This is a genomic window from Streptomyces sp. NPDC051822, assembly GCF_044452745.1.
In the GTDB taxonomy this organism is placed as follows: Bacteria; Actinomycetota; Actinomycetes; order Streptomycetales; family Streptomycetaceae; genus Streptomyces.
Genome location: NZ_JBITBZ010000003.1, coordinates 969,398 through 989,178 on the forward strand (window position 1 = coordinate 969,398; position 19,781 = coordinate 989,178).

The 19,781-nt window shown below is 73.8% G+C and carries 20 protein-coding genes and 1 pseudogene; 19 read left to right on the forward strand and 2 right to left on the reverse strand.

All coding sequences use genetic code 11. The annotated features are described in order from the left end of the window. The first annotated feature begins 80 nt into the window (after window positions 1-80). The 7 genes from ACIA8N_RS14880 to ACIA8N_RS14910 all read left to right on the forward strand — a co-directional run bounded on the left by ACIA8N_RS14880 (window position 81) and on the right by ACIA8N_RS14910 (window position 6,770). Window positions 81-761, forward strand: coding sequence for an ABC transporter permease (locus ACIA8N_RS14880; protein ID WP_365782816.1), 681 nt, complete (start codon window positions 81-83; stop codon window positions 759-761). After that, window positions 758-1,432, forward strand: a complete 675-nt coding sequence (locus tag ACIA8N_RS14885) for an ABC transporter permease subunit (RefSeq protein ID WP_365782818.1) — start codon at window positions 758-760, stop codon at window positions 1,430-1,432. The genes ACIA8N_RS14880 and ACIA8N_RS14885 overlap by 4 nt, the downstream gene beginning before the upstream one ends. 5 nt (window positions 1,433-1,437) lie before the next feature. Beyond that, window positions 1,438-2,388, forward strand: coding sequence for an ABC transporter substrate-binding protein (locus ACIA8N_RS14890; protein WP_365782860.1), 951 nt, complete (start codon window positions 1,438-1,440; stop codon window positions 2,386-2,388). A gap of 34 nt (window positions 2,389-2,422) precedes the next feature. Next, window positions 2,423-3,778 (forward strand): alpha/beta fold hydrolase, encoded by a 1,356-nt coding sequence (locus ACIA8N_RS14895; protein ID WP_365782820.1) that lies wholly within the window; start codon window positions 2,423-2,425, stop codon window positions 3,776-3,778. Window positions 3,779-3,846: 68 nt separating this feature from the next. Further along, window positions 3,847-4,995, forward strand: a complete 1,149-nt coding sequence (locus ACIA8N_RS14900) for a GntR family transcriptional regulator (protein WP_365782822.1) — start codon at window positions 3,847-3,849, stop codon at window positions 4,993-4,995. A 90-nt stretch (window positions 4,996-5,085) separates the two neighbouring features. Beyond that, entirely contained in the window at window positions 5,086-6,021 is a 936-nt protein-coding gene (locus tag ACIA8N_RS14905; protein WP_365782824.1) for an SIS domain-containing protein, read from the forward strand. Further along, window positions 6,018-6,770, forward strand: coding sequence for a PIG-L deacetylase family protein (locus ACIA8N_RS14910; protein WP_365782826.1), 753 nt, complete (start codon window positions 6,018-6,020; stop codon window positions 6,768-6,770). Before ACIA8N_RS14905 ends, ACIA8N_RS14910 begins: the two co-directional genes overlap by 4 nt. 25 nt (window positions 6,771-6,795) lie before the next feature. Here the strand turns inward: ACIA8N_RS14910 and ACIA8N_RS14915 are convergent, their stop codons facing one another. Both ACIA8N_RS14915 and ACIA8N_RS14920 read right to left on the reverse strand, forming a co-directional pair. Continuing rightward, on the reverse strand, window positions 6,796-7,575 hold the full coding sequence (locus ACIA8N_RS14915; RefSeq protein ID WP_365782828.1) for a VOC family protein: 780 nt from the start codon (window positions 7,573-7,575) through the stop codon (window positions 6,796-6,798). 101 nt (window positions 7,576-7,676) lie between these two features. Further along, window positions 7,677-8,654 (reverse strand): NAD(P)/FAD-dependent oxidoreductase, encoded by a 978-nt coding sequence (locus ACIA8N_RS14920; protein ID WP_365782830.1) that lies wholly within the window; start codon window positions 8,652-8,654, stop codon window positions 7,677-7,679. A 66-nt stretch (window positions 8,655-8,720) separates the two neighbouring features. Between ACIA8N_RS14920 and ACIA8N_RS14925 the strand changes: the two genes are divergently transcribed. The 12 genes and pseudogenes from ACIA8N_RS14925 to ACIA8N_RS14980 all read left to right on the forward strand — a co-directional run. Further along, the gene (locus ACIA8N_RS14925) at window positions 8,721-9,308 is read left to right on the forward strand and encodes an XRE family transcriptional regulator (protein ID WP_365782832.1); all 588 of its coding nucleotides are present in this window, start codon (window positions 8,721-8,723) and stop codon (window positions 9,306-9,308) included. 174 nt (window positions 9,309-9,482) lie between these two features. Then, window positions 9,483-10,451: an NADPH:quinone oxidoreductase family protein gene (locus tag ACIA8N_RS14930; protein WP_365782834.1), complete on the forward strand. Its 969-nt coding sequence runs from the start codon at window positions 9,483-9,485 to the stop codon at window positions 10,449-10,451. Continuing rightward, window positions 10,448-11,632 carry an acyl-CoA dehydrogenase family protein gene (locus ACIA8N_RS14935; RefSeq protein ID WP_365782836.1) on the forward strand — a complete coding sequence of 395 codons (1,185 nt, stop codon included), beginning with the start codon at window positions 10,448-10,450 and terminating at the stop codon, window positions 11,630-11,632. Before ACIA8N_RS14930 ends, ACIA8N_RS14935 begins: the two co-directional genes overlap by 4 nt. Further along, window positions 11,629-12,744 (forward strand): acyl-CoA dehydrogenase family protein, encoded by a 1,116-nt coding sequence (locus tag ACIA8N_RS14940; RefSeq protein ID WP_365782838.1) that lies wholly within the window; start codon window positions 11,629-11,631, stop codon window positions 12,742-12,744. The genes ACIA8N_RS14935 and ACIA8N_RS14940 overlap by 4 nt, the downstream gene beginning before the upstream one ends. A gap of 88 nt (window positions 12,745-12,832) precedes the next feature. Continuing rightward, entirely contained in the window at window positions 12,833-14,458 is a 1,626-nt protein-coding gene (locus ACIA8N_RS14945) for an ABC transporter substrate-binding protein (protein WP_365782840.1), read from the forward strand. After that, the gene (locus ACIA8N_RS14950; protein WP_365782842.1) at window positions 14,455-15,447 is read left to right on the forward strand and encodes an ABC transporter permease; all 993 of its coding nucleotides are present in this window, start codon (window positions 14,455-14,457) and stop codon (window positions 15,445-15,447) included. Before ACIA8N_RS14945 ends, ACIA8N_RS14950 begins: the two co-directional genes overlap by 4 nt. Next, a complete protein-coding gene (locus tag ACIA8N_RS14955) occupies window positions 15,440-16,276 on the forward strand; it encodes an ABC transporter permease (RefSeq protein ID WP_365782844.1) in 837 nt (278 codons plus the stop codon). The genes ACIA8N_RS14950 and ACIA8N_RS14955 overlap by 8 nt, the downstream gene beginning before the upstream one ends. Beyond that, entirely contained in the window at window positions 16,273-17,292 is a 1,020-nt protein-coding gene (locus ACIA8N_RS14960; RefSeq protein WP_365782846.1) for an ABC transporter ATP-binding protein, read from the forward strand. The genes ACIA8N_RS14955 and ACIA8N_RS14960 overlap by 4 nt, the downstream gene beginning before the upstream one ends. Continuing rightward, window positions 17,285-17,956, forward strand: coding sequence for an ATP-binding cassette domain-containing protein (locus tag ACIA8N_RS14965; protein WP_365782848.1), 672 nt, complete (start codon window positions 17,285-17,287; stop codon window positions 17,954-17,956). Before ACIA8N_RS14960 ends, ACIA8N_RS14965 begins: the two co-directional genes overlap by 8 nt. Continuing rightward, on the forward strand, window positions 17,953-18,579 hold the full coding sequence (locus ACIA8N_RS14970) for a hypothetical protein (RefSeq protein WP_365782850.1): 627 nt from the start codon (window positions 17,953-17,955) through the stop codon (window positions 18,577-18,579). The genes ACIA8N_RS14965 and ACIA8N_RS14970 overlap by 4 nt, the downstream gene beginning before the upstream one ends. Before the next feature lie 118 nt (window positions 18,580-18,697). Continuing rightward, on the forward strand, window positions 18,698-18,892 hold the full coding sequence (locus tag ACIA8N_RS14975; RefSeq protein WP_030214746.1) for a hypothetical protein: 195 nt from the start codon (window positions 18,698-18,700) through the stop codon (window positions 18,890-18,892). A 116-nt stretch (window positions 18,893-19,008) separates the two neighbouring features. Next, window positions 19,009-19,524, forward strand: a pseudogene (locus ACIA8N_RS14980) (hypothetical protein); the annotation flags it as partial. Between the last annotated feature and the right edge of the window lie 257 nt (window positions 19,525-19,781).

Here is a 19,781-nt window from a genome sequence, read left to right on the forward strand (position 1 = left end):
GCCGCTGACCCGGTGCCGGGCCCGTCCCCGAACGGACCGGCCCGCGTGCGCGACGGCCCCGTCCCCCCTCGAATGGGAGGGTGATCGCGCCGCCCGACGACTGCCTCGCCCGCAACGAGTGGATCTGCGGCGCCTACCTGTCCACCCGCCGCGAGATCCTCGGCGACGCGGTGGTCCAGCACCTCCAGCTGACCGTCGTCTCCGTCGCCCTCGCCCTGCTGCTCGCCCTGCCGCTCGCGGTCGCGGCCCGCCGCTGGCGCCTGGCGGCGGGCCCGGTCCTCGGGGTGACCACGCTCCTGTACACGATTCCGGCGCTCGCGATGTTCTCGCTGCTCCTGCCCGTGTACGGGCTGTCCGCCGCCCTGGTGGTGGCCGGGCTCGTCCTGTACTCCCTCACCCTCCTCGTCCGCAACATCCTCGCCGGGCTCCGCGCCGTCCCCGAGGAGACCCGGCAGGCCGCGCGCGGTCTCGGATACGGGCCGGTCAGACTGCTGCTCGCCGTCGAACTGCCACTCGCCCTGCCCGCCGCCATGGCCGGGCTGCGGATCGCCACCGTCTCCGCCGTCTCCCTCGTCACCATCGGCGCGATCGTCGGCCACGGCGGCCTGGGCAACCTCATCTACTCCGGCATGAACACCTACTTCAAGGCCCAGGTCCTCACCGCCTCCGTGCTCTGCGTCCTCATCGCCGTCGCCGCCGACCTGCTCCTCCTCGGCGTACAGCGCGTGCTCACCCCCTGGACCCGCGGGCAGGCCGCGTGACCACCCTCGCCGACGCCTGGTCCTGGCTCACCACCTCCGCGCACTGGTCCGGCGAGAACGGCGTCTGGCACCGGCTCGGCGAGCACGTCTTCCTCACCGTCGTCTGCCTCGCCCTCAGCTGTCTCGTGGCCCTGCCGACCGCCCTCGTCCTCGGACACCTCGGCAAGGGCGGCGCGCTCGCCGTGAACCTCGCCAACGCGGGCCGGGCCGTCCCCACCTTCGCCGTCCTCGTACTGCTCCTGCTCAGCCCGATCGGCGCGTACGGCGACTGGCCGACGATCATCGCCCTCGTCCTGTTCGCCGTGCCTCCGCTGCTGACCAACGCGTACGTGGGGATGCGGGGCGTCGACGCCGACGTCGTACGGGCCGCCAGGGGCATGGGCATGACGGGCGGCCAGACCCTGGCCCGGGTCGAACTGCCGCTCGCGATGCCGATGGTCCTCACCGGCGTACGGATCGCCGCCGTCCAGCTCGTCGCCACCGCCACCGTGGCAGCGCTCGCCGGCGGCGGCGGGCTCGGCCGGATCATCACCGCCGGGTTCAACCTCGCCTCCACGCCGCAGGTCGTCGCCGGCGCCTGTCTCGTCGCGGCGCTCGCACTTCTCGTGGAAGGCGTCTTCGAGGGCGTCCAGCGCCTCGCGCCGACCGGGGCGCGGGGGAGCGGCGGGTGAGGCGCGTGAGACCGCCGCGCGTCCCCACGGCGATCCTCTGCCTCCTCATCGGCGCCACCGGCTGCGCCGCGGGACCGTCCCTGGAGGACCGGGACACGGTCACGGCCCCGCCGGGCGACAGCCGCCGACTGACCGTCGGCTCGGCCGGGTTCACCGAGAGCGACCTGCTGGCCCAGATGTACGCCCTGCTGCTCCAGGAGGCCGGATACCGTACGAAGATCCTCTCCGTCAGCAACCGCGAGCTGTACGAACCCGCCCTCGAACGGGGCCAGATCGACGTCGTACCGGAGTACGCGGCGACCTTCGCCGACTGGCTGAACGCCAAGACCAACGGGGCGGACGCCCCGACCGTCGGCTCGCCCGACCTGGCCCGGACCATGACCGCGCTCCGCGCGCTCGCGGCCCCGCGCGGCCTCACCGTCCTCGACGCGGGCCGCGCGGTCGACCAGAACGCCTTCGCCGTGACCGCCGCCTTCGCCGCCGAACACCGTCTGAAGACCCTCAGCGACCTCGGCGCCACCGGCCTCCCCATCCGCCTCGCGGCCGGTGACGAGTGCGTCAGCCGGCCGTACTGCGCTCCCGGCCTGAGGAAGGTCTACGGCATCGACGTGACCGCCGTGGACCCCAAGGGCGTCGGCACCACCCCGGCCAAACAGGCCGTCCAGAACGGGCAGGACCAACTGGTGCTCACCACGACCACCGACGCCACGCTCGACGACTTCGGGCTCGTCCTGCTCGCCGACGACAAGCACCTGCAGAACGCCGACAACATCGTGCCCGTCGTGAACCGCGCCCGCGCCGGGAGCGAGCGCGTCACCGGTGCGCTCGACCGTCTCAACACGGTTCTCACCACCGCCGATCTGGCCCACCTCAACGAACAGGTCGACAGCTGGCGCCGCCTGCCCGAGGACGTCGCACGGAACTACCTCGTGGACAAGGGCCTCGTCCGGCAGTGAAGGGCCCCGGCACGATCCGTACGGCGCCCCCCGTATGATCCACTGTCCTCGCGGGGGCGTACCGAACAGGAGCAGCGACAGCGTGACCACCTACCGGCAGCCGGGACTCGTCCTCACCGACCACCGCTTCCCCGTCCCCCTCGACCACTCCCGCCCCGACGGCGAGCGCATCGAGGTCTTCGGCCGCGAGGTCGTCTCGGCCGGCAACGCCGGTCCGGACCGGGAGCGGCTCCCCTGGCTGGTCTACCTGGAGGGCGGACCCGGCTTCGGCGCCCGCCGCTTCATCGGCCCGCAGGCCTGGCTCGGCCGGGCCGTCAGGGAGTTCCGCGTCCTCCTCCTCGACCAGCGGGGCACCGGCCGCTCCACCCCGGCCAACCGCCAGACCCTCCCGCTGCGCGGCAAGCCGGCCGAACAGGCCGACTACCTCACCCACTTCCGCGCCGACTCCATCGTCAAGGACTGCGAGCTGATCAGGCGCCGGCTGACCGGCGGCGCCCCGTGGACGGTCCTCGGCCAGAGCTTCGGCGGCTTCTGCGCCGTCCACTACCTCTCCACCGCGCCCGCGGGCCTGGAGCGGGTCCTGATCACCGGCGGACTGCCGTCCCTGTACGCCACGGCCGACGAGGTCTACCGCGCCGCCTACCCCCGCATCCGGCGCAAGAACGAGGCCCACTTCGCCCGCTACCCGCAGGACGCCGAGCGGGCCCGCGCCATCGCCGCCCACCTCCTCGACCACGAGGTCACCCTCCCCGGCGGCGGCCCGCTCACCGCCGAGGCCTTCCAGTCCCTCGGCATCCTCCTCGGCTCCGGCGACGGCACCCACCAGCTCCACCTCCTCCTGGAAGGCGCCTTCGTCCCCACCCCCGGCGGGCCCGCGCTCGCCGACGCCTTCCTCGAACAGGTCCAGGCACACCTGTCGTACGCCGGACACCCGCTGTACGCCGTGCTCCACGAGGCCATCTACGCCCAGGGGCGGGGTCCCACCGACTGGGCCGCCGAACGCGTCCGCGCCGAGCACCCCGAGTTCGACGCCCGCACCGCGCTCGCCGAGGGCCGGCCGCTCCTGTTCACCGGCGAGACCGTCCACCCCTGGCACTTCACCACCGACCCCGCCCTGCGCCCGCTGCGCGAGACCGCGGAACTGCTCGCCGCCCGCACCGACTGGACCCCGCTCTACGACCCCGAGCGCCTCGCCGCCAACCAGGTGCCGGTCGCCGCCGCCGTCTACCACGACGACATGTACGTGGACACGGCCCACTCCCTCGACACCGCGCGCACCGTACGCGGACTGCGGACCTGGGTGACCGACGAGTTCGAACACGACGGCGTACGCGCAGGGGGACCGCGCGTCCTCGACCGGCTGCTCGCGCTCTCCCGGAACGAGATCTGACCCCTTCCGCATAGGATGCGGCGCGCCCCGGAGGACCGGGGAGCGCCGCGAGCGCGAAGGGGGTCCGGATGACGGGACGCGAGACACCGGCGTCCGGCCGGGAGCTGAAGTTCCGGGCCCTGATGGCCGAGCTGCGGCGCGGCATCCTCGACGGCACCTGGCCCCCCGGCAGCAAACTGCCCACCGAGCGCGCCCTCGCCACCGAGACGGGCCTGTCGGTGACGACCGTCCGCCGCGCCTACGAGGACCTCGTCGCCCTCCGGCTCGTCGAGCGCAGACAGGGCGCGGGCACCTTCGCCGCCCACCGCCCCGAACGGGACGCCACCGGACAGCGGATCGTCGGCGTCCTCGTCCCCGACACCACGTTCTACTACCCGCGCGTCCTCCAGGGCATCGAGAAGGAACTCGCGGCGGCCGGTGCCCGGCTCGTCCTCGCCTGCTCCCACTACGACCCCGAAGAGGAGGACGCCGCCGTCGCACGCCTCCTCTCCGCGGGCGTCCACGGGCTCCTCCTCGTCCCCAGCCTGCACACCGCGACCGACCCGGGACGGCGCGCCGAGGAACTGCTCGCCCTGCCCGTCCCCGCCGTCCTCGTCGAGCGCAGGCTCGCCGCCCACGGCCCCGGCGACCCCACCGAGCACGTCTGCACCGACCACGAGGGCGGCGCCTACGACGCCGTACGCCATCTGCGCGCCCTCGGTCACCAGCGGCTCGGGCTCGTCGCCCGTACCGACGCGCCCACCACCGCGCCCATCGAGTCCGGCTTCGCCCGCGCCCTCACCGACCTCGGGCTGCCCGACGCCCCGCCGTGCGAGCGGGACGTGATGGCCCGCTGGGACCCGGAGCGCGCCGACCGGGCCCTCGCCGCGCTGCGGGACGCCGGAGTCACCGCCGCGCTCTGCTTCGGCGACCGCGAGGCCGCGCTGATGCTCGGCGCGGCCCGCCGTGCCGGCGTACGGGTCCCGGACGACCTCGCCCTGATCAGCTACGACAACGAGTTCGCCGACGTCGCCGAGACCCCCCTGACGGCCGTCTCACCGCCCAAGTACCAGCTCGGCAGGCTCGCCGCGCAGATCCTGCTCCGGCGTCTCGCCGAGGGCGACGCCGCCCCGCTGCACCAGGTGCAGCTGCGCCCCCGCCTCGTGATCCGGGCCTCGTGCGGCGGCGGAGGCGTGACCGGAGGCGCGACCGGAGGCGTGCGAAAGTCCAAGGGGTGAGTTCCCATTGCTCATGGAGTGCTCTTGACCGATGCCGGTAGAACTCGGTGCGGACCCCGCGAGGGGACCCTGCGAGGAGAGGACCCGGACATGAGCAGCACCCACGTCGGCGCGGAGATCGCCGGCCAGCCGGACTGCTGGCGCCGTGCCGCCGAGACCGCCGACCGCCATGCGGGCCGGCTGCCCGCGGAGGGCGAGCGCGTGGCGGTGGTGGGCTGCGGCACCTCGTACTTCATGGCCCGCGCCTACGCCGCCCTGCGCGAGTCCCTCGGCGCGGGCGAGACCGACGCCTTCCCCGCCTCCGACGCCACCCCGCTCGGCCGCGGCTACGACCGGATCATGGCCCTGACCCGCTCGGGCACTACGACGGAGGTGGTGAACCTGCTCGGCCGCGCGGCGGGGAGCGTGCCCACGCTCGTCCTCACCGGCGCTCCCGACAGCCCGGCCGGGCAGCTCGCCGACGAGGTCGTCGACCTCGGATTCGCCGACGAACACTCCGTCGTGCAGACCAGGTTCGCCACCACGGCTCTCCAACTCCTGCGCGCCGGACTCGGGGTGGACCTCGGGCCGGCGATCTCCGACGCCGAACTCGTCCTGTACGAGCGGCTGCCCGCCGCCTGGGAGCGGCAGGGACAGTTCACCTTCCTCGGCACCGGCTGGACCGTGGGCCTCGCCGACGACGCGGCGCTCAAACTGCGGGAGGTGGCCCGCGCCTGGACGGAGTCGTACGCGGCGATGGAGTACCGCCACGGTCCGATCAGCATCAGCGACCGGTCCAGTCTCGTCTGGTGCCTGGGCCCGGCGCCCTCGGGGCTGCGCGACGAAGTGGAGTCCACCGGCGCCCTGTTCGCGGCCGACGCGATCGATCCGGTGGCCGCGCTCGTCCGCGCCCAGCGGCTCGCGGTCGCCCTCGCGGCCCGGCGCGGCCTCAACCCCGACCGCCCCCGGAACGTCTCGCGTTCGGTGATCCTTTCCGGAGCGTTCCGCCCGACGGCCTCCGAGGCGGCCCGTATTCTGCGGGCATGACGGAAACCGACACCACGGCCCTCGCGGAGATGCCCGGCGACTGGCAGCGCGCCCTCGCCGTCGTCGCACACCCCGACGATCTGGAGTACGGCTGCGCGGCCGCCGTGGCCGCCTGGACGGACGCGGGGAAGGAGGTCGTCTACGTCCTCGCCACCCGGGGCGAGGCGGGTATCGACACCCTGGCGCCGGACGTCTGCGGTCCGCTGCGCGAGCGCGAGCAGCGGGACAGCGCCGCCGTCGTCGGTGTGGACACGGTCGAGTTCCTCGACCACCGCGACGGGGTGATCGAGTACGGGCTCGGACTGCGGCGCGACATCACGGCCGCGATCCGCCGCCACCGCCCCGAACTCGTGGTCACCCTCAACCACCGCGACACCTGGGGCGGGGGCCCGGGGGCTCCCTGGAACACCCCGGACCACCTGGCCGTCGGCCGCGCCACGCTCGACGCGGCGGCCGACGCGGGGAACCGCTGGATCTTCACCGAGCTGACCGAGCAGGGTCTGGAGCCCTGGAGCGGTGTCCGGTGGGTGGCGGTCGCGGCCTCCAGCACCCCGACCCACGCGATCGACGCGGCCCCGGGCCTGGACCGCGCGATCCGCTCGCTGCTCTGCCATCGCGCCTACATCGAGGCCCTGACGGACGAGGACCCGGAGACGTACGTCCGTGACTTCCTCACCATGACGACCGGCGGCGCGGCCGCCCGCTTCGGCGACCGCCCGGCGGTGACCTTCGAGCTCTTCGCGCGCTGACACGGCCGGTCGCGCACGGACGGTGTCAGCCCATCGGTGCGGGCTTCAGCACCGCGAAGGGCGCGCCGAAGGGGTCCTTGAGCCAGGCGATGCGGCCGACGTCCGGGATGTCGGCCGCGGGCATCACGACGGAGCCGCCGTTGCCCTGGGCGGAGGCGGCGACCGCGTCGGCGTCCTCGACGGCGAAGTACGGGATCCAGCGCGGGCCCTCGGTAAAGTCCTGGAGTTCGGCGACGCCTCCGAAGGAGGCGTCCTCCTGGTCGCCCTCGGCGGTGGAGACGACCCGGTACGTCATGCCGGGCGCCTCCATCTCCGCCCACCGCCAGTCGAACAGGGTCCGGTAGAAGCCGAGGACGGTCTCCGGGTCGGCGACGTGCAGCTCCACCCAGACCAGGGTGTTGCCGGACGAGGTCCGCTGGAGGCCCTGCACCGCACCGGGCTGCCAGATCGCGAACCGGGCGCCGCCCGGGTCGGTGAGGGCGGCCATCCGGCCCGCGTCCATGACGTCGAAGGCACCGAGGCGGACGGTGCCGCCCGCGGCCTCGGCGGCCTTCTGGGTGGCGTCCGCGTCCGGGGTCTGGAAGTACACCGTCCAGGCGCTGTCCGCGCCCTGCTCGGTGAGCGGGCCGAGCGCGGCGACCGTGCGGCCGTCCTGCTGGAAGAAGCCGTAGCCGCCGCCCTCGGGTCCCGCCGAGCGGAACTCCCAGCCGAAGACGGCGCTGTAGAAGTCCGTCGCCGCACCGGTGTCGGGGCTGCCGAGATCGAGCCAGCTGGGAGAGCCCTTGGTGAACTGCGTACCGAGCATGGGAGGTGTCCTCTTCTTCCGTCGTCCGTGGCTGCGGCTTCCGGCCACCATGGCCGATCCTCGTCTCCCCGGTCCCGTGGCGCAGCCCCGGACGCCCGGGTTCATCCGACCGGCCGACCGGCCACCCTCGCCTCCAGGTCGGCGAAGTGCAGCTCGGCGTTGAGCGCGGCACCGGCCCGGTAGCCCCGGCTCACCGCGTTGACCACCTGTTCCTGCGGACCCGTGACGTTCCCGGCCGCCCACACGCCCGGCACGCTCGTCCGGCCCGTCTCGTCGACCGCCACGAACTCCCCGAACGGGGTCTCGCGCAGCTCCGCTCCGAGCTGCCGCAGCACCCCGTCGCGGGCGGCGAACCGCGAGGCGGCGGCGAAGAGGACCGAACGGGCCACGGTCCGCCCGTCGGCGAGCCGCACCCCGGTCAGCCGGTCGTCCTCCACCGCGAGCCCCGTCACCTCGCCCCGCTCGACGCGGACGCCCGCCGCGTCGAGGAGGGCCGCGTCGTGCTCGGAGAGTTCCCCTGCGGTGTGGAGGAACAGGGTCACGTCCTTCGACCAGTGCGCCACCATGAGCGCCTGGTGGGCGGGCATCGTCGGGTGGGCGATCACGCCGAAGGCCTCGTCGCGTACCTCCCAGCCGTGGCAGTACGGGCAGTGCAGCACGTCCCGCCCCCACCGCTCGGCGAGTCCCTCGATCGCGGGGAGCTCGTCGACGAGCCCGGTGGTGACGACGAGGCGCCGCGCGCCGACCGTGTCCCCGTCCGCCAGGGTGACGACGAAGCCGCCCTTCCCGTCCGGCTCGGCGCCCGTCACCTCACCGGCGCGCAGGTCGACCCCGTATCCGGCGATCTCGGCCCGCCCCGCCGCCAGGAAGTCCGCCGGGCTCATGCCGTCCCGGGACAGGACGCCCTGCATGTGCGCGGCGGGGGCGTTGCGCGGCTCGCCGGCGTCGACGACCAGGGTCCGGCGCAGGGACCGGCCCAGGATCAGCGCGGCGCTGAGCCCGGCCGAGCCCCCGCCGACCACCACCGCGTCATAGGCGTACGTGTGGTTCTCCAGATGTGCGTTCAGCTGTGCGTTCATGGGGCGAGCGTCGCCCGGCCCGGTCGATACGGCAAGCGAACTTGCCGTTTCTGCAACAATGGCGGCATGACCGAAGACGACCGCATCGACGCCGTGCTGGGCGAGGTCGGCCCCCGCCTCCGCCGGATCCGCCGCGACCGCGGGGTGACCCTGGCAGAGCTGTCCGCCGACACGGGCATCTCCGTGAGCACCCTCTCCCGGCTCGAGTCGGGGCAGCGCAAGCCCAGCCTCGAACTGCTCCTGCCGCTCGCCCGCGCCCATCAGGTCCCGCTCGACGAGCTGGTCGGCGCCCCGGCGACGGGCGACCCCCGGATCCGGGCCAAGCCGATCGTGCGCCACGGCCGCACGATGTTCCCGCTGACCCGGCAGCCCGGCGGCCTCCAGGCGTACAAGGTGATCCAGGAGACGTCGGCGGAGCACCCGGAGCCGCGGGTCCACGAAGGGTACGAGTGGCTGTACGTGCTCTCGGGGAGGCTCCGGCTCGTCCTCGGTGAGCACGACGTGGTCCTCGGGGCCGGCGAGGCGGCCGAGTTCGACACCCGCGTCCCGCACTGGTTCGGGCCGGCGGGCGAGGGGCCGGTGGAGTTCCTGAGCCTCTTCGGTCCGCAGGGGGAGCGGATACACGTCCGGGCCCGCCCGAAGAAGCCGGAGTAGCGCGGGGCGGAGGGCGGGGTGCGCCCGGCCGCGGGGCGCGCTCGGCCGGGGGGCGGGGCACGCCGAGGCCCCTCCTGGCTTCCGGAACCCAAGAAGTCCGGCCGAGTCGTTCCCTCAAGGGCAAGCGACCGCTTAGTATGCCACCGACCGCTCGGTACGGAGGAGGCATTCCGGATGCAGGCATGGCGTGTGTACGAGAACGGGGAACCGGGCGCGGTGATGCGCCGCGAGGAGGTGACACCGCCCACGCCCGGCGACGGCCAGGTCCTCCTGAAGGTCCGCGCCGCGAACGTCAACTTCCCCGACGCGCTGCTCTGTCGCGGCCACTACCAGGTGCGCCCCCCGCTGCCCTTCACCCCCGGCGTGGAGGTCTGCGCCGAGACCGAGGACGGCCGCAGGGTCATCACCACCGCGGCCCTCCCGCACGGCGGCTTCGCCGAGTACACCCTCGCCGACGCGGCAGGACTGCTCCCGGCCCCCGAGTCGCTCGACGACGCCGAGGCCGCCGCCCTGCACATCGGCTACCAGACCGGCTGGTTCGGGCTGCACCGTCGTGCCGCCCTCCAGGAGGGCGAGACCCTCCTCGTCCACGCGGCGGCAGGCGGAGTCGGCAGCGCGGCCGTCCAGCTCGGCAAGGCGGCCGGCGCCACCGTCATCGGGGTCGTCGGCGGACCGGAGAAGGCCGCCGTCGCCCGCGCGCTCGGCTGCGACGTGGTCGTCGACCGCCGTTCCGAGGACGTCGTCGCCGCCGTCAAGGCCGCGACCGGCGGCCGCGGCGCCGACGTGATCTACGACCCGGTGGGCGGCGAGGCCTACCAGCAGTCCGCCAAGTGCGTCGCCTTCGAGGGGCGGATCGTCGTCGTCGGCTTCGCGAGCGGCACCGTCCCCGCCCCCGCCCTCAACCACGCCCTCGTGAAGAACTACTCGGTCCTCGGCCTCCACTGGGGTCTCTACGCGGCGAAGGACCCGGCCTCGATCGGACGCTGCCACGAGACGCTCACGGACTACGCGGCCAAGGGCCTGATCAAGCCGCTCATCGGCGAGCGCGTCCCCTTCGCCGGAGCGGCGGACGCCGTCCAGCGGGTCGCCGACGGCACCACCACCGGCCGTCTCGTCGTCCTCCCGGAAGGAGCCCGCGCATGACCGGCGACGAGGAACTCCGCTCGCTCACCGGCAAGTTGCTGGCCGAGTACCCGCCCGCCACCACCGACCGCACCGACTTCCTGCGCGCCCGCTTCGACGCCGGACTCGCCTGGGTGCACTACCCGGTCGGCCTCGGCGGACTCGACGCCCCCCGCGCGCTGCAGGCCGTCGTCGACGCCGAACTCGCCGCCGCCGGCGCCCCCGACAACGACCCGCGCAAGATCGGCATCGGCCTCGGCATGGCCGCCCCCACCGTCCTCGCCCACGGCTCCGACGAGGTCAGGCGGCGCTTCCTCCGGCCGCTCTGGGTCGGCGATGAGGTCTGGTGCCAGCTCTTCAGCGAGCCCGGCGCGGGCTCCGACCTCGCCGCCCTCGCCACCAGGGCCGTCCGGGACGACGGCGGGGACTGGATCGTGGACGGGCAGAAGGTGTGGACGTCCAGCGCGCACACCGCCCGCTGGGCCATCCTCATCGCCCGCACCGACCCGGACGCCCCCAAGCACCGGGGCATCACCTACTTCGTCTGCGACATGACGGGCCCGGGCGTCGAGGTCAGGCCGCTGCGCCAGATCACCGGCGAGGCCGAGTTCAACGAGGTCTTCCTCACCGGCGTCCGCATCCCCGACGCCCACCGCCTCGGCGACGTCGGCGACGGCTGGCGGGTCGCGCAGACCACCCTCATGAACGAGCGGGTCACCATCGGCGGATCCCGCATCCCCCGCGAGGGCGGCATGATCGGGAAGGCTGCCACGACCTGGCGCGAGCGCCCCGAGCTGCGCACCCACGACCTGCACCGGCGCCTCCTCGACCACTGGGTCGACGCCGAGGTGGCCCGGCTCGCCGGGGAACGGCTCCGCCAGCAGCTCGTCGCCGGACGGCCGGGACCCGAGGGCAGCGCCATGAAGCTGGCCTTCGCCCGCCTCAACCAGGCCATCAGCGGCCTGGAGGTCGAACTCCTCGGCGACGAGGGTCTGCTGTACGGGGAGTGGGAGATGCGCCGCCCCGACCTCGTCGACTTCACCGGCCGGGACGCCGGCTACCGCTATCTGCGGTCCAAGGGCAACTCGATCGAGGGCGGCACCAGCGAGGTGCTGCTCAACATCGTCGCCGAGCGGGTCCTCGGCCTGCCGCCCGAGCCCCGCAACGACAAGGACGTCGCCTGGAAGGACCTGGCCCGATGACAGACGTGACGCAGTCGGCGGAGCCGACCGAACCGCCGCTCGACCTCCTCTACTCCGAGACCGAGGAGGATCTGCGGGCGGCGGTCCGCGCCCTGCTCGCCGACCGGGCAGGCCATCAGACCGTCCTCGGCCTGATCGAGTCGGACAGCCCGTACGTCCCCGGCCTCTGGAAGCCCCTCGCGGCCGACATCGGCGCCGCCGGGCTGCTCGTCCCCGAGAAGCTCGGCGGCCAGGGCGCGACCCACCGCGAGGCGGCCGTCGTCCTGGAGGAACTGGGCCGCGCGGTGACCCCGCTGCCGTACCTCACCAGCTCCGTGGTGGCCACGGAGACCCTGCTCGCCCTGGCCGGGGAGAGCGAGGCGGCCGCCGGGCTGCTCGCGGAGCTCGCGGGCGGACGTACGGTCGCGGTCCTCGCCGTACCGCTGTCGACGGCGCCCGGCGCGGAGCTCGCGCTCACCGGGCCGGTGGCCGGGGTGGCCGACGCCGCCATCGCCGACGTTCTCCTCGTGCCGCGCGCCGACGGCCTGTACGCCGTGCCGGCCGCGGAGGCGACGGTCGAGCCGCAGACCCCGCTGGACCTGACCCGCCCGCTGGCCCGGGTCATCACGGGGGAGGGGAGCGGCACCCGGCTCGCGGGGCCGGAGGCGACCGGCCCCGCGGTCCGCCGCGGCCTCCTCGCGGGGGCCGGGCTCCTCGCCTCCGAGCAGCTCGGCCTCGCCGAGTGGTGCCTGGAGGAGACGGTCGGATACACCCGTGAGCGCCATCAGTTCAACCGGCCGGTCGGCTCCTTCCAGTCCCTCAAGCACCGCATGGCCCAGCTCTGGCTCGACCTCGTCGGGGCCAGGGCGGCGGCCCGCGCCGCCGCCGACTCCCTGGCCACCGGCAGCGCGGACGCGCCGCTGATCGTGGCGGTCGCCCAGGCCTACTGCTCCAAGGTCGCCGTCCGGGCGGCCGAGGAGTGCGTGCAGCTGCACGGCGGGATCGGGATGACCTGGGAGCACCCCGCCCACCTGGCGCTCAAGCGGGCCAAGGCCGACCAGATCGCGCTCGGCTCGGCGGGCCGGCACCAGGACGCGATCGCAGCCCTGGTAGGCCTGGAGCCGCCTGTGTAAGGGGCCCCTGTGTCCACACCCCTTTACATACTGTTTAATTGCGAGCTGTTCGCAATAACAGTTGATCTCCAAGAGGGGTGTGGACACGATGACCGCCCGATTCCTCCGCGGCACGGCCGCCGCGACGCTCGCGGGGGCCCTCGCCCTCACCGCGGCGGCCTGCACGAACCCCGGCTCCACCGCCGGGGGCTCCGGCGGACCCAAGGACTCCGCGGTCGTCGGCATCGCCTACGAGCCCGAGACCCTCAGCCCCCTCCTCGGCTACGGCAAGGACGGCAACTCCAAGATCTTCGACGGGCTGCTCGCCTTCGGCGCCGACATGAAGCTGAAGCCCGCCCTCGCGAGCAGGCTGCCCCACATCAGCGACGGCGGCCTCACCTACACGTACACCCTCCGGGACGGGGTCACCTTCAGCGACGGCGCCCCCTTCACGGCGAAGGACGTCGTCTTCACGTACCGGACGATCCTCGACCCGAAGACGAACAACGCCTCCCGCACCGAACTCGACGCCCTCAAGAGCGTCGAGGCGGTCGGCGACGACACCGTCGTCTTCCGGCTCAAGTACCCCTACGCCCCCTTCGCCGAGCGCACCGTCCAGGCCATCGCCCCCGCCCACATAGCGGCGAAGCAGGACGTCAACACCGGGGCCTTCACCACGAAGCCGATAGGCACCGGCCCGTACGTCCTCACCGGCTGGTCCAAGGGCGAGAAGCTCAGCTTCAAGGCCAACCCGTCCTACTGGAACGGCGCGCCCGCGGTGAAGAAGTTCACCATGGCGATCATCAAGGACGACGACGTCCGCGCCACCCGGCTGCGCGCCGGAGACCTCGACGGCGCGATCCTGCCGCCCAACCTGGCCGCCGGCTTCGAGAACGACAAGGCGAAGAAGACCTGGGCGGCCACGACCTACGACTACCGCACGGTCACCCTCCCCACCCACCACCGGGTCAGCGGGGACACCGCCGTCCGCCGCGCCCTCGACCTCGCCGTCGACCGCCAGGCCATGGTCGACAAGATCCTCGAAGGCGCGGGAAAGCCCGCCTACGGGCCCGTCCCCACCGACAGCCCGTGGTTCACCAAGGGCACCGAGCGCCGCCACGACCTCGCGGGCGCACAGAAGATCCTCGACGAGGCCGGCTGGAAGCCCGGCCCCGACGGCATCCGCGTCAGGAACGGCGTCCGCGCCGCCTTCCCGCTCTGGTACCTCTCCGGCGACAAGCTCCGCCAGGACCACGCCCTCGCCTACGTCTCGGACGCCAAGAAGGCCGGCATCGACATCACCGCCCAGGCCGGCACATGGGAGGTCATCGAGCCCCGGATGAAGACCGACGCCGTCCTCGCCGGCGGCGGCTCGCCCGGCGACCCCGACTTCGACCAGTACCTCCTCCTCAAGTCCGACCTCGCCGGCGACGGCTTCAACAACATGGCCTGGTACGACAACGCGACCGTCGACCGCGCCCTGGAGGCCGGCCGCCGCACGAACGACCCCGCCGAGCGCCGCGCCGCGTACGACACCGTCCAGCGCGAACTGGCGAAGAACCCCGGCTACACCTTCCTCACCCACATCGACCACCTCTACGTCGTGAACGACGCCTGGGACGGACCCAGCACCCAGATCGAGCCGCACGACCACGGCCTCGCCTCAGGACCCTGGTGGAACGTCGAGAGCTGGAAGCCGAAGAAGGCCGGAGCGACCGGAGCGACGCAGAAGTGAAGCGCCGCCTCCCCTGGGGGGCCATGGCGCGGATGACGGGACGGCGCGCCCTGGCCGCCGTCCCCGTCCTCATGGCCGTCACCTTCGCGGTGTTCGCCGTCGCCGAAGCCTCCCCCTTCGACCCCGTCAAGGCCTACGCGGGCACCGCGGGGCTCACCGCCTCGCAGGAGAACCTCGACCAGCTCCGCGCCAACCTCGGCGTCGACCGGCCCCTCCTCACCCGCTGGTGGGAGTGGCTCACCTCCGCCCTCACCGGCGACCTCGGCGACTCCTCCGTGATGCGCCGCCCCGTCGCCGACGTCATCGGCGAACGCCTCGGCTGGTCCGTGCTCCTCGCCGTCACCGCCTTCCTCGTCGCCATCGCCCTCGGCACCCTCCTCGGGGTCCTCGCGGGACGCCGCCGCGGCGGCCTCCTCGACCGGGCCGTCAGCTCGATCGCGTACACCCTGGAAGCCGCGCCCGCCTTCTGGCTCGGCCTCCTCGCCATCTGGTTCTTCGCCCTGAGGCTCGGCGTCCTGCCGGCCGGCGGCCTGACCGACACCGTCAGCGACACCGTCACCTTCGACCAGGTCGCCCGGCACCTCGTGCTGCCCGCGCTCGTCCTCGGCGTCTCCCAGCTGCCCTGGTTCTTCCTGTACGTCCGCCAGGGCGTCGGCGACGCCCTCGACGAGGACCCGGTGCGCGGCGCCCGCGCCCGCGGCCTCGGCGAGCGCACCGTCCTCACCGGCCACGCCCTCCGCTCCGGAATGCTGCCCATGCTCACCCTCATCGGCTCCCGCGTCCCCGAACTCATCACCGGCGCGCTGCTCGTGGAGACCGTCTTCAGCTGGCCCGGCATCGCCGCCGCCACCGTCCAGGCCGCCACGTCCGTCGACTTCCCGCTGCTCGCCGCCCTCACCGTCCTCGCCACCGCCGCCGTCCTCCTCGGCAACCTCCTCTCGGACCTGCTGTACGGACTCGCCGACCCGAGGGTGGGCTTCGATGGCTGACCCGCGCACCCATCGCCTGCGGCTCTGGAGCTCCGCCGCCGTCGTCGGCGTCGTCCTCCTCGCCGTGCTGCTCGTGCCCCCGCTCGTCCAGCTCGACGAACAGGCCGTCGACCTCTCCCGCAAGCTCCTCCCGCCGTCCTGGGCGCATCCCTTCGGCACCGACGACCTCGGCCGCGACCTCCTCCTGCGCTGCGTCTACGGACTGCGGATCTCGCTCCTCGTGGGACTCGTCGCCGCGCTCGTCGCCACCGTCGTCGGCACCGCCGTCGGAGCGGCCGCCGGAGCGCTCGGGGGCTGGACCGACCGCACCCTCATGCGGCTCGTCGACGCCTTCTCCTCCGTACCGCACCTGCTGCTGGGCATCTTCGTCGTCGCCCTCTTCCGGCCCGGCGTCTGGCCCGTCATCGCCTCCGTCGCCGTCACCCACTGGCTGTCCACGGCCCGCATCGTGCGCTCGGAGGTCCTCTCCCTGCGCACCCGGCCGTTCGTCGACGCCGCCGTCTCCGGCGGCGCCTCACGGTGGCGGGTCGCCGTCCGGCACCTGCTGCCCGCCGTCCTGCCGCAGGCCGGACTCGCCGCCGTCCTGATGGTGCCGCACGCCATGTGGCACGAGTCCGCGCTGTCCTTCCTCGGCCTCGGCCTCCCCAGCCACCAGGCCAGCCTCGGCAACCTCGTCCAGACCGCCCGCTCCTCGCTGCTCGCGGGCGACTGGTGGCCCACCCTCTTCCCCGGCCTCCTGCTCATCGTCCCGACCCTCGCCATCGCGGGCCTCGCGGGCGTGTGGCGGGACCGTCTCAACCCGCGCCGCCGATCGGAGCTGATGCTGTGAACGCCCCGAACGCCCCGGACCTCTCAGGAGAGCGACTCCTTCGCGCGCTCGACGCCGTCAGCGCCGAACGGGCCGAGGACGCCGTCCTCAGCGTCCGCGACCTCACCGTCCGCTTCCGGCTGCGCGGCGGCCGTACCGTCGCCGCCGTCACCGGCGCCGACTTCGACCTCGCGGCGGGGGAGTGCCTCGCCCTCGTCGGCGAGAGCGGCTGCGGCAAGTCCGTCCTCGCCTCCGCCCTCCTCGGCCTCCTCCCCGGCAACGCGGAGACCTCCGGCACGGCGCTGACCGACGGCATCGACCTGCTCGCCGCCGACGAGAAGACCCTCGCCCGCACCGTACGGGGCCGCCGCGTCGGCCTCGTACCGCAGAGCCCCGCCGCCCACCTCACCCCCGTCCGCACCGTACGGTCCCAGCTGGAGGAGACCGTCCGCGCCCTCACCGCGACGGGCCGCCGCGCACGCCGGAAGGCGGCGGAGGACGCCGCCGAACGGGCCGCGTTCCCCGCCGGCCACCTCGACCGCTACCCGCACGAACTCTCCGGCGGCCTCGCCCAGCGCGCCGCCACCGCCCTCGCCCTCATCGGCGGCGCCCGTCTGCTGCTCGCCGACGAACCCACCACCGGACTCGACCGCGACCTCGTCGACCGCACCGCCGACGAACTGCGCCGCCACACCGACGACGGGCGCGCCCTGCTCCTCATCACCCACGACCTGGCCGCCGCCGAACGCATCGCCGACCGCGTCGCCGTCATGTACGCGGGCCGCATCGTGGAGATCGCCCCCGCCCACCGCTTCTTCGGCCCGACCGGCCCCCGCCACCACTACGCCTGTGGCCTCCTGAACGCCCTCCCCGAGCGGGAGTTCACCCCGATCCCCGGCATGCCCCCGGAGCTCTCCGCGCTGCCCGAGGGCTGCGCCTTCGCCCCGCGCTGTCACCTCGCCACCGCACTCTGCGCCACCCGCCCCGCGTTCACCGCCGGCCTGGCCTGCCACCACCCGGAGCGCCCCCGTGCTTGAACTCGATGCCGTCACCGCCGGATACGACCGACGCGCCCCCGTCTTCCGGGGCGCCTCGCTCACCGTCACCCCCGGCGAGTCCGTCGGACTCCTCGGCCCCAGCGGCTGCGGCAAGTCCACCCTCGCCCGGGTCGCCGCCCTCCTCCACCGCCCCGACGCGGGCCGCCTCGTCCTCGACGGCACCGAGGTGCTGACCTGGCGCCACCGCGCCCCGCGCGAACTCCGCACCGCCGTCGGCGTCGTCTTCCAGCAGCCCCGCACCGCCGCCGACCCCCGTCTGGCCCTCGCCGACCTGATCGCCGAACCCCTGCGCGCCACCGGCCGCCGCACCGAGGCCGAGGGCCGGGTCGCCGAACTCGCCCCGGCCGTCGGCCTCACCGCCGACCTGCTCACCCGCCGCCCCCACGAGGTCAGCGACGGCCAGCTCCAACGCGCCTGCCTCGCCCGCGCGTTGATCCTGCGCCCCCGCTGGCTGATCTGCGACGAGATGACGGCCATGCTGGACGCCTCCACCACGGCCGCCCTGGTCGCCGCCGTCGAGACCTACCGAGAGAACACCGGCGCGGGGCTCCTCGCCGTCGGCCACGACCGCGTCCTGCTCGGCCGCTGGTGCGACCGTACGGTGGAGTGGAAGGACTGCCTGCCCGCCGAGGAGAACCCGTGACGAGTCCGTGGGCCCGCGCCGCCGAGGACGACCCCCTGGACGGCCTGCGCGCCGCCCTCACCGAGGCCGGCTGCGGCTACGAGCCCCAGGACGGCTACGAGGACCGCTGCTGGATCCTCCACTCCGTCCACGACGGTCCCGTACGGCTCCGCTGGGACGAGGTCCTGGCCCGGGCGGGCCGACGGCTCGCGGACTGGCCGGGCACCCTCTCGTACCTGGTCTTCGAAGACGTGCCGGGCGCGGACGACCTCGAAGGGCCCGACCCGGCGGAGCTGGACCGCGCCTGCCTGGCCCGGCTCGTCGAGCACCTGCTCCTGAGCGGTCCGCAGGGGCCGGACACCCCGTGCGGAGGCGCCCAGGCACCCGTGTCGACGCTTCCCGGTGAACCGCTGATCGCCCGGCGCGGCCGGCTCGGCGACGCGCTCGCCCACCACGACGCCATGCCGGACTTCCGGTTTCCCGCCACGTGGTGGGCCTCGGACGGCGGATGGCTCGTCCTGACCGACCACGACCTCAGCGCCACCGAGGTCTTCGGGAGCCGCGCGCTGATCGAGGGGCTGCTCGCCGACCCCTGGCTCGACGCCGTCCGCCGGCCGGGCATCGCCGAGACGCTCGAAAGCTGAAGCGGCACGATCTCACCCGTATGGCCGCCCCGCCACTCGCCCGGACGGACCGCCCATTCCGCCACACTGTCCGCCGAACGCCGCAATTCCGGTGCGGCGCAAGGAGGACGTGAGAGCGATGGCCGTTTCCATTTCTGTCGTGGTGCTGCTGCTGATCCTGGCCGTGATCTTCCTGCGGAGCGGCGGACTCAAGGTCAGCCACGCGCTCGTCTGCGCGCTGCTCGGCTTCTTCCTCGCCGGCACCAGCATGGCGCCCACCATCCACGACGGCGTCGCCGCCACCGCCGACGTGGTCTCCAGCCTCAGACCGTGATCGTTGCACTGCCATGAACTGCCCATGAAACCAGGGGCGGTTCCATGTACATCTCACGCACTCGGGCCTAACGTCGGCCGCCGGCGCGACCGACGTCCGGACCCGAGGAGCCCCCCTTGACCACCCATCCGCCCAGAGGACGAGCCCGCGCGCTCACCCTGATCGCGCTCGCCGCGACCCTCCTGGCCGGCTCCGCACCCGTCGCCCAGGCCGAGGAGATACCGCTCGCCCCCGGCCACCGCCTCGTGGAGCACTACGAGGGCGCCCCCGCCACCGCCCGGCCCGTCCCGGGCGAGGGCCCCGCCCAGCACCCGTACCTCGCCCCCAACGGACGCAGCGGCATGCACGCCGACGGCGCGGGCAGCGGCACCCACCCGTACCCGGGCCCCCTCGGCCGCTCGCCGGAGGTCGACAGCGAGAAGATCGCCCCCGTCGGCGGCGAGTGCGCCACCGTCACCTTCGACTCCGGCGGCCGGCTCCTCACCGTGTGCGGCACCTTCGGCGGCTTCCTGCCGAAGCTGCTCGACCCCCGCACCCTGGACACCCTCGCCGAGTACAAGCTGCCGCAGCGCTCCTCCACCGTCGAGGCCATCACCCGCCTGGACTTCGAGAAGATCTTCAAGGGGTCCTCGCCCTTAATGCGCTGACCTGCGCGGATCGCCGCGAGGGCGTCCCTGATCTGCAACTTTGCAGATTTGCGGGGCTTTCATGGGGACGCTGTTCTATGCGGTCGATTCTCCCCAGCCGCTCCCCAGGGCGGCGCATTCTCCCCAGATTCTCCCCAGAGGCAGTTGGGTTGAGGGCCGGATCGCTGGTGGCCAGGGGCGGTCCGAGTGCCGCTCGTGTAGCGCAGCGTAGCCGAGTGGCGAAACAGGGCGAGGACGTCCCG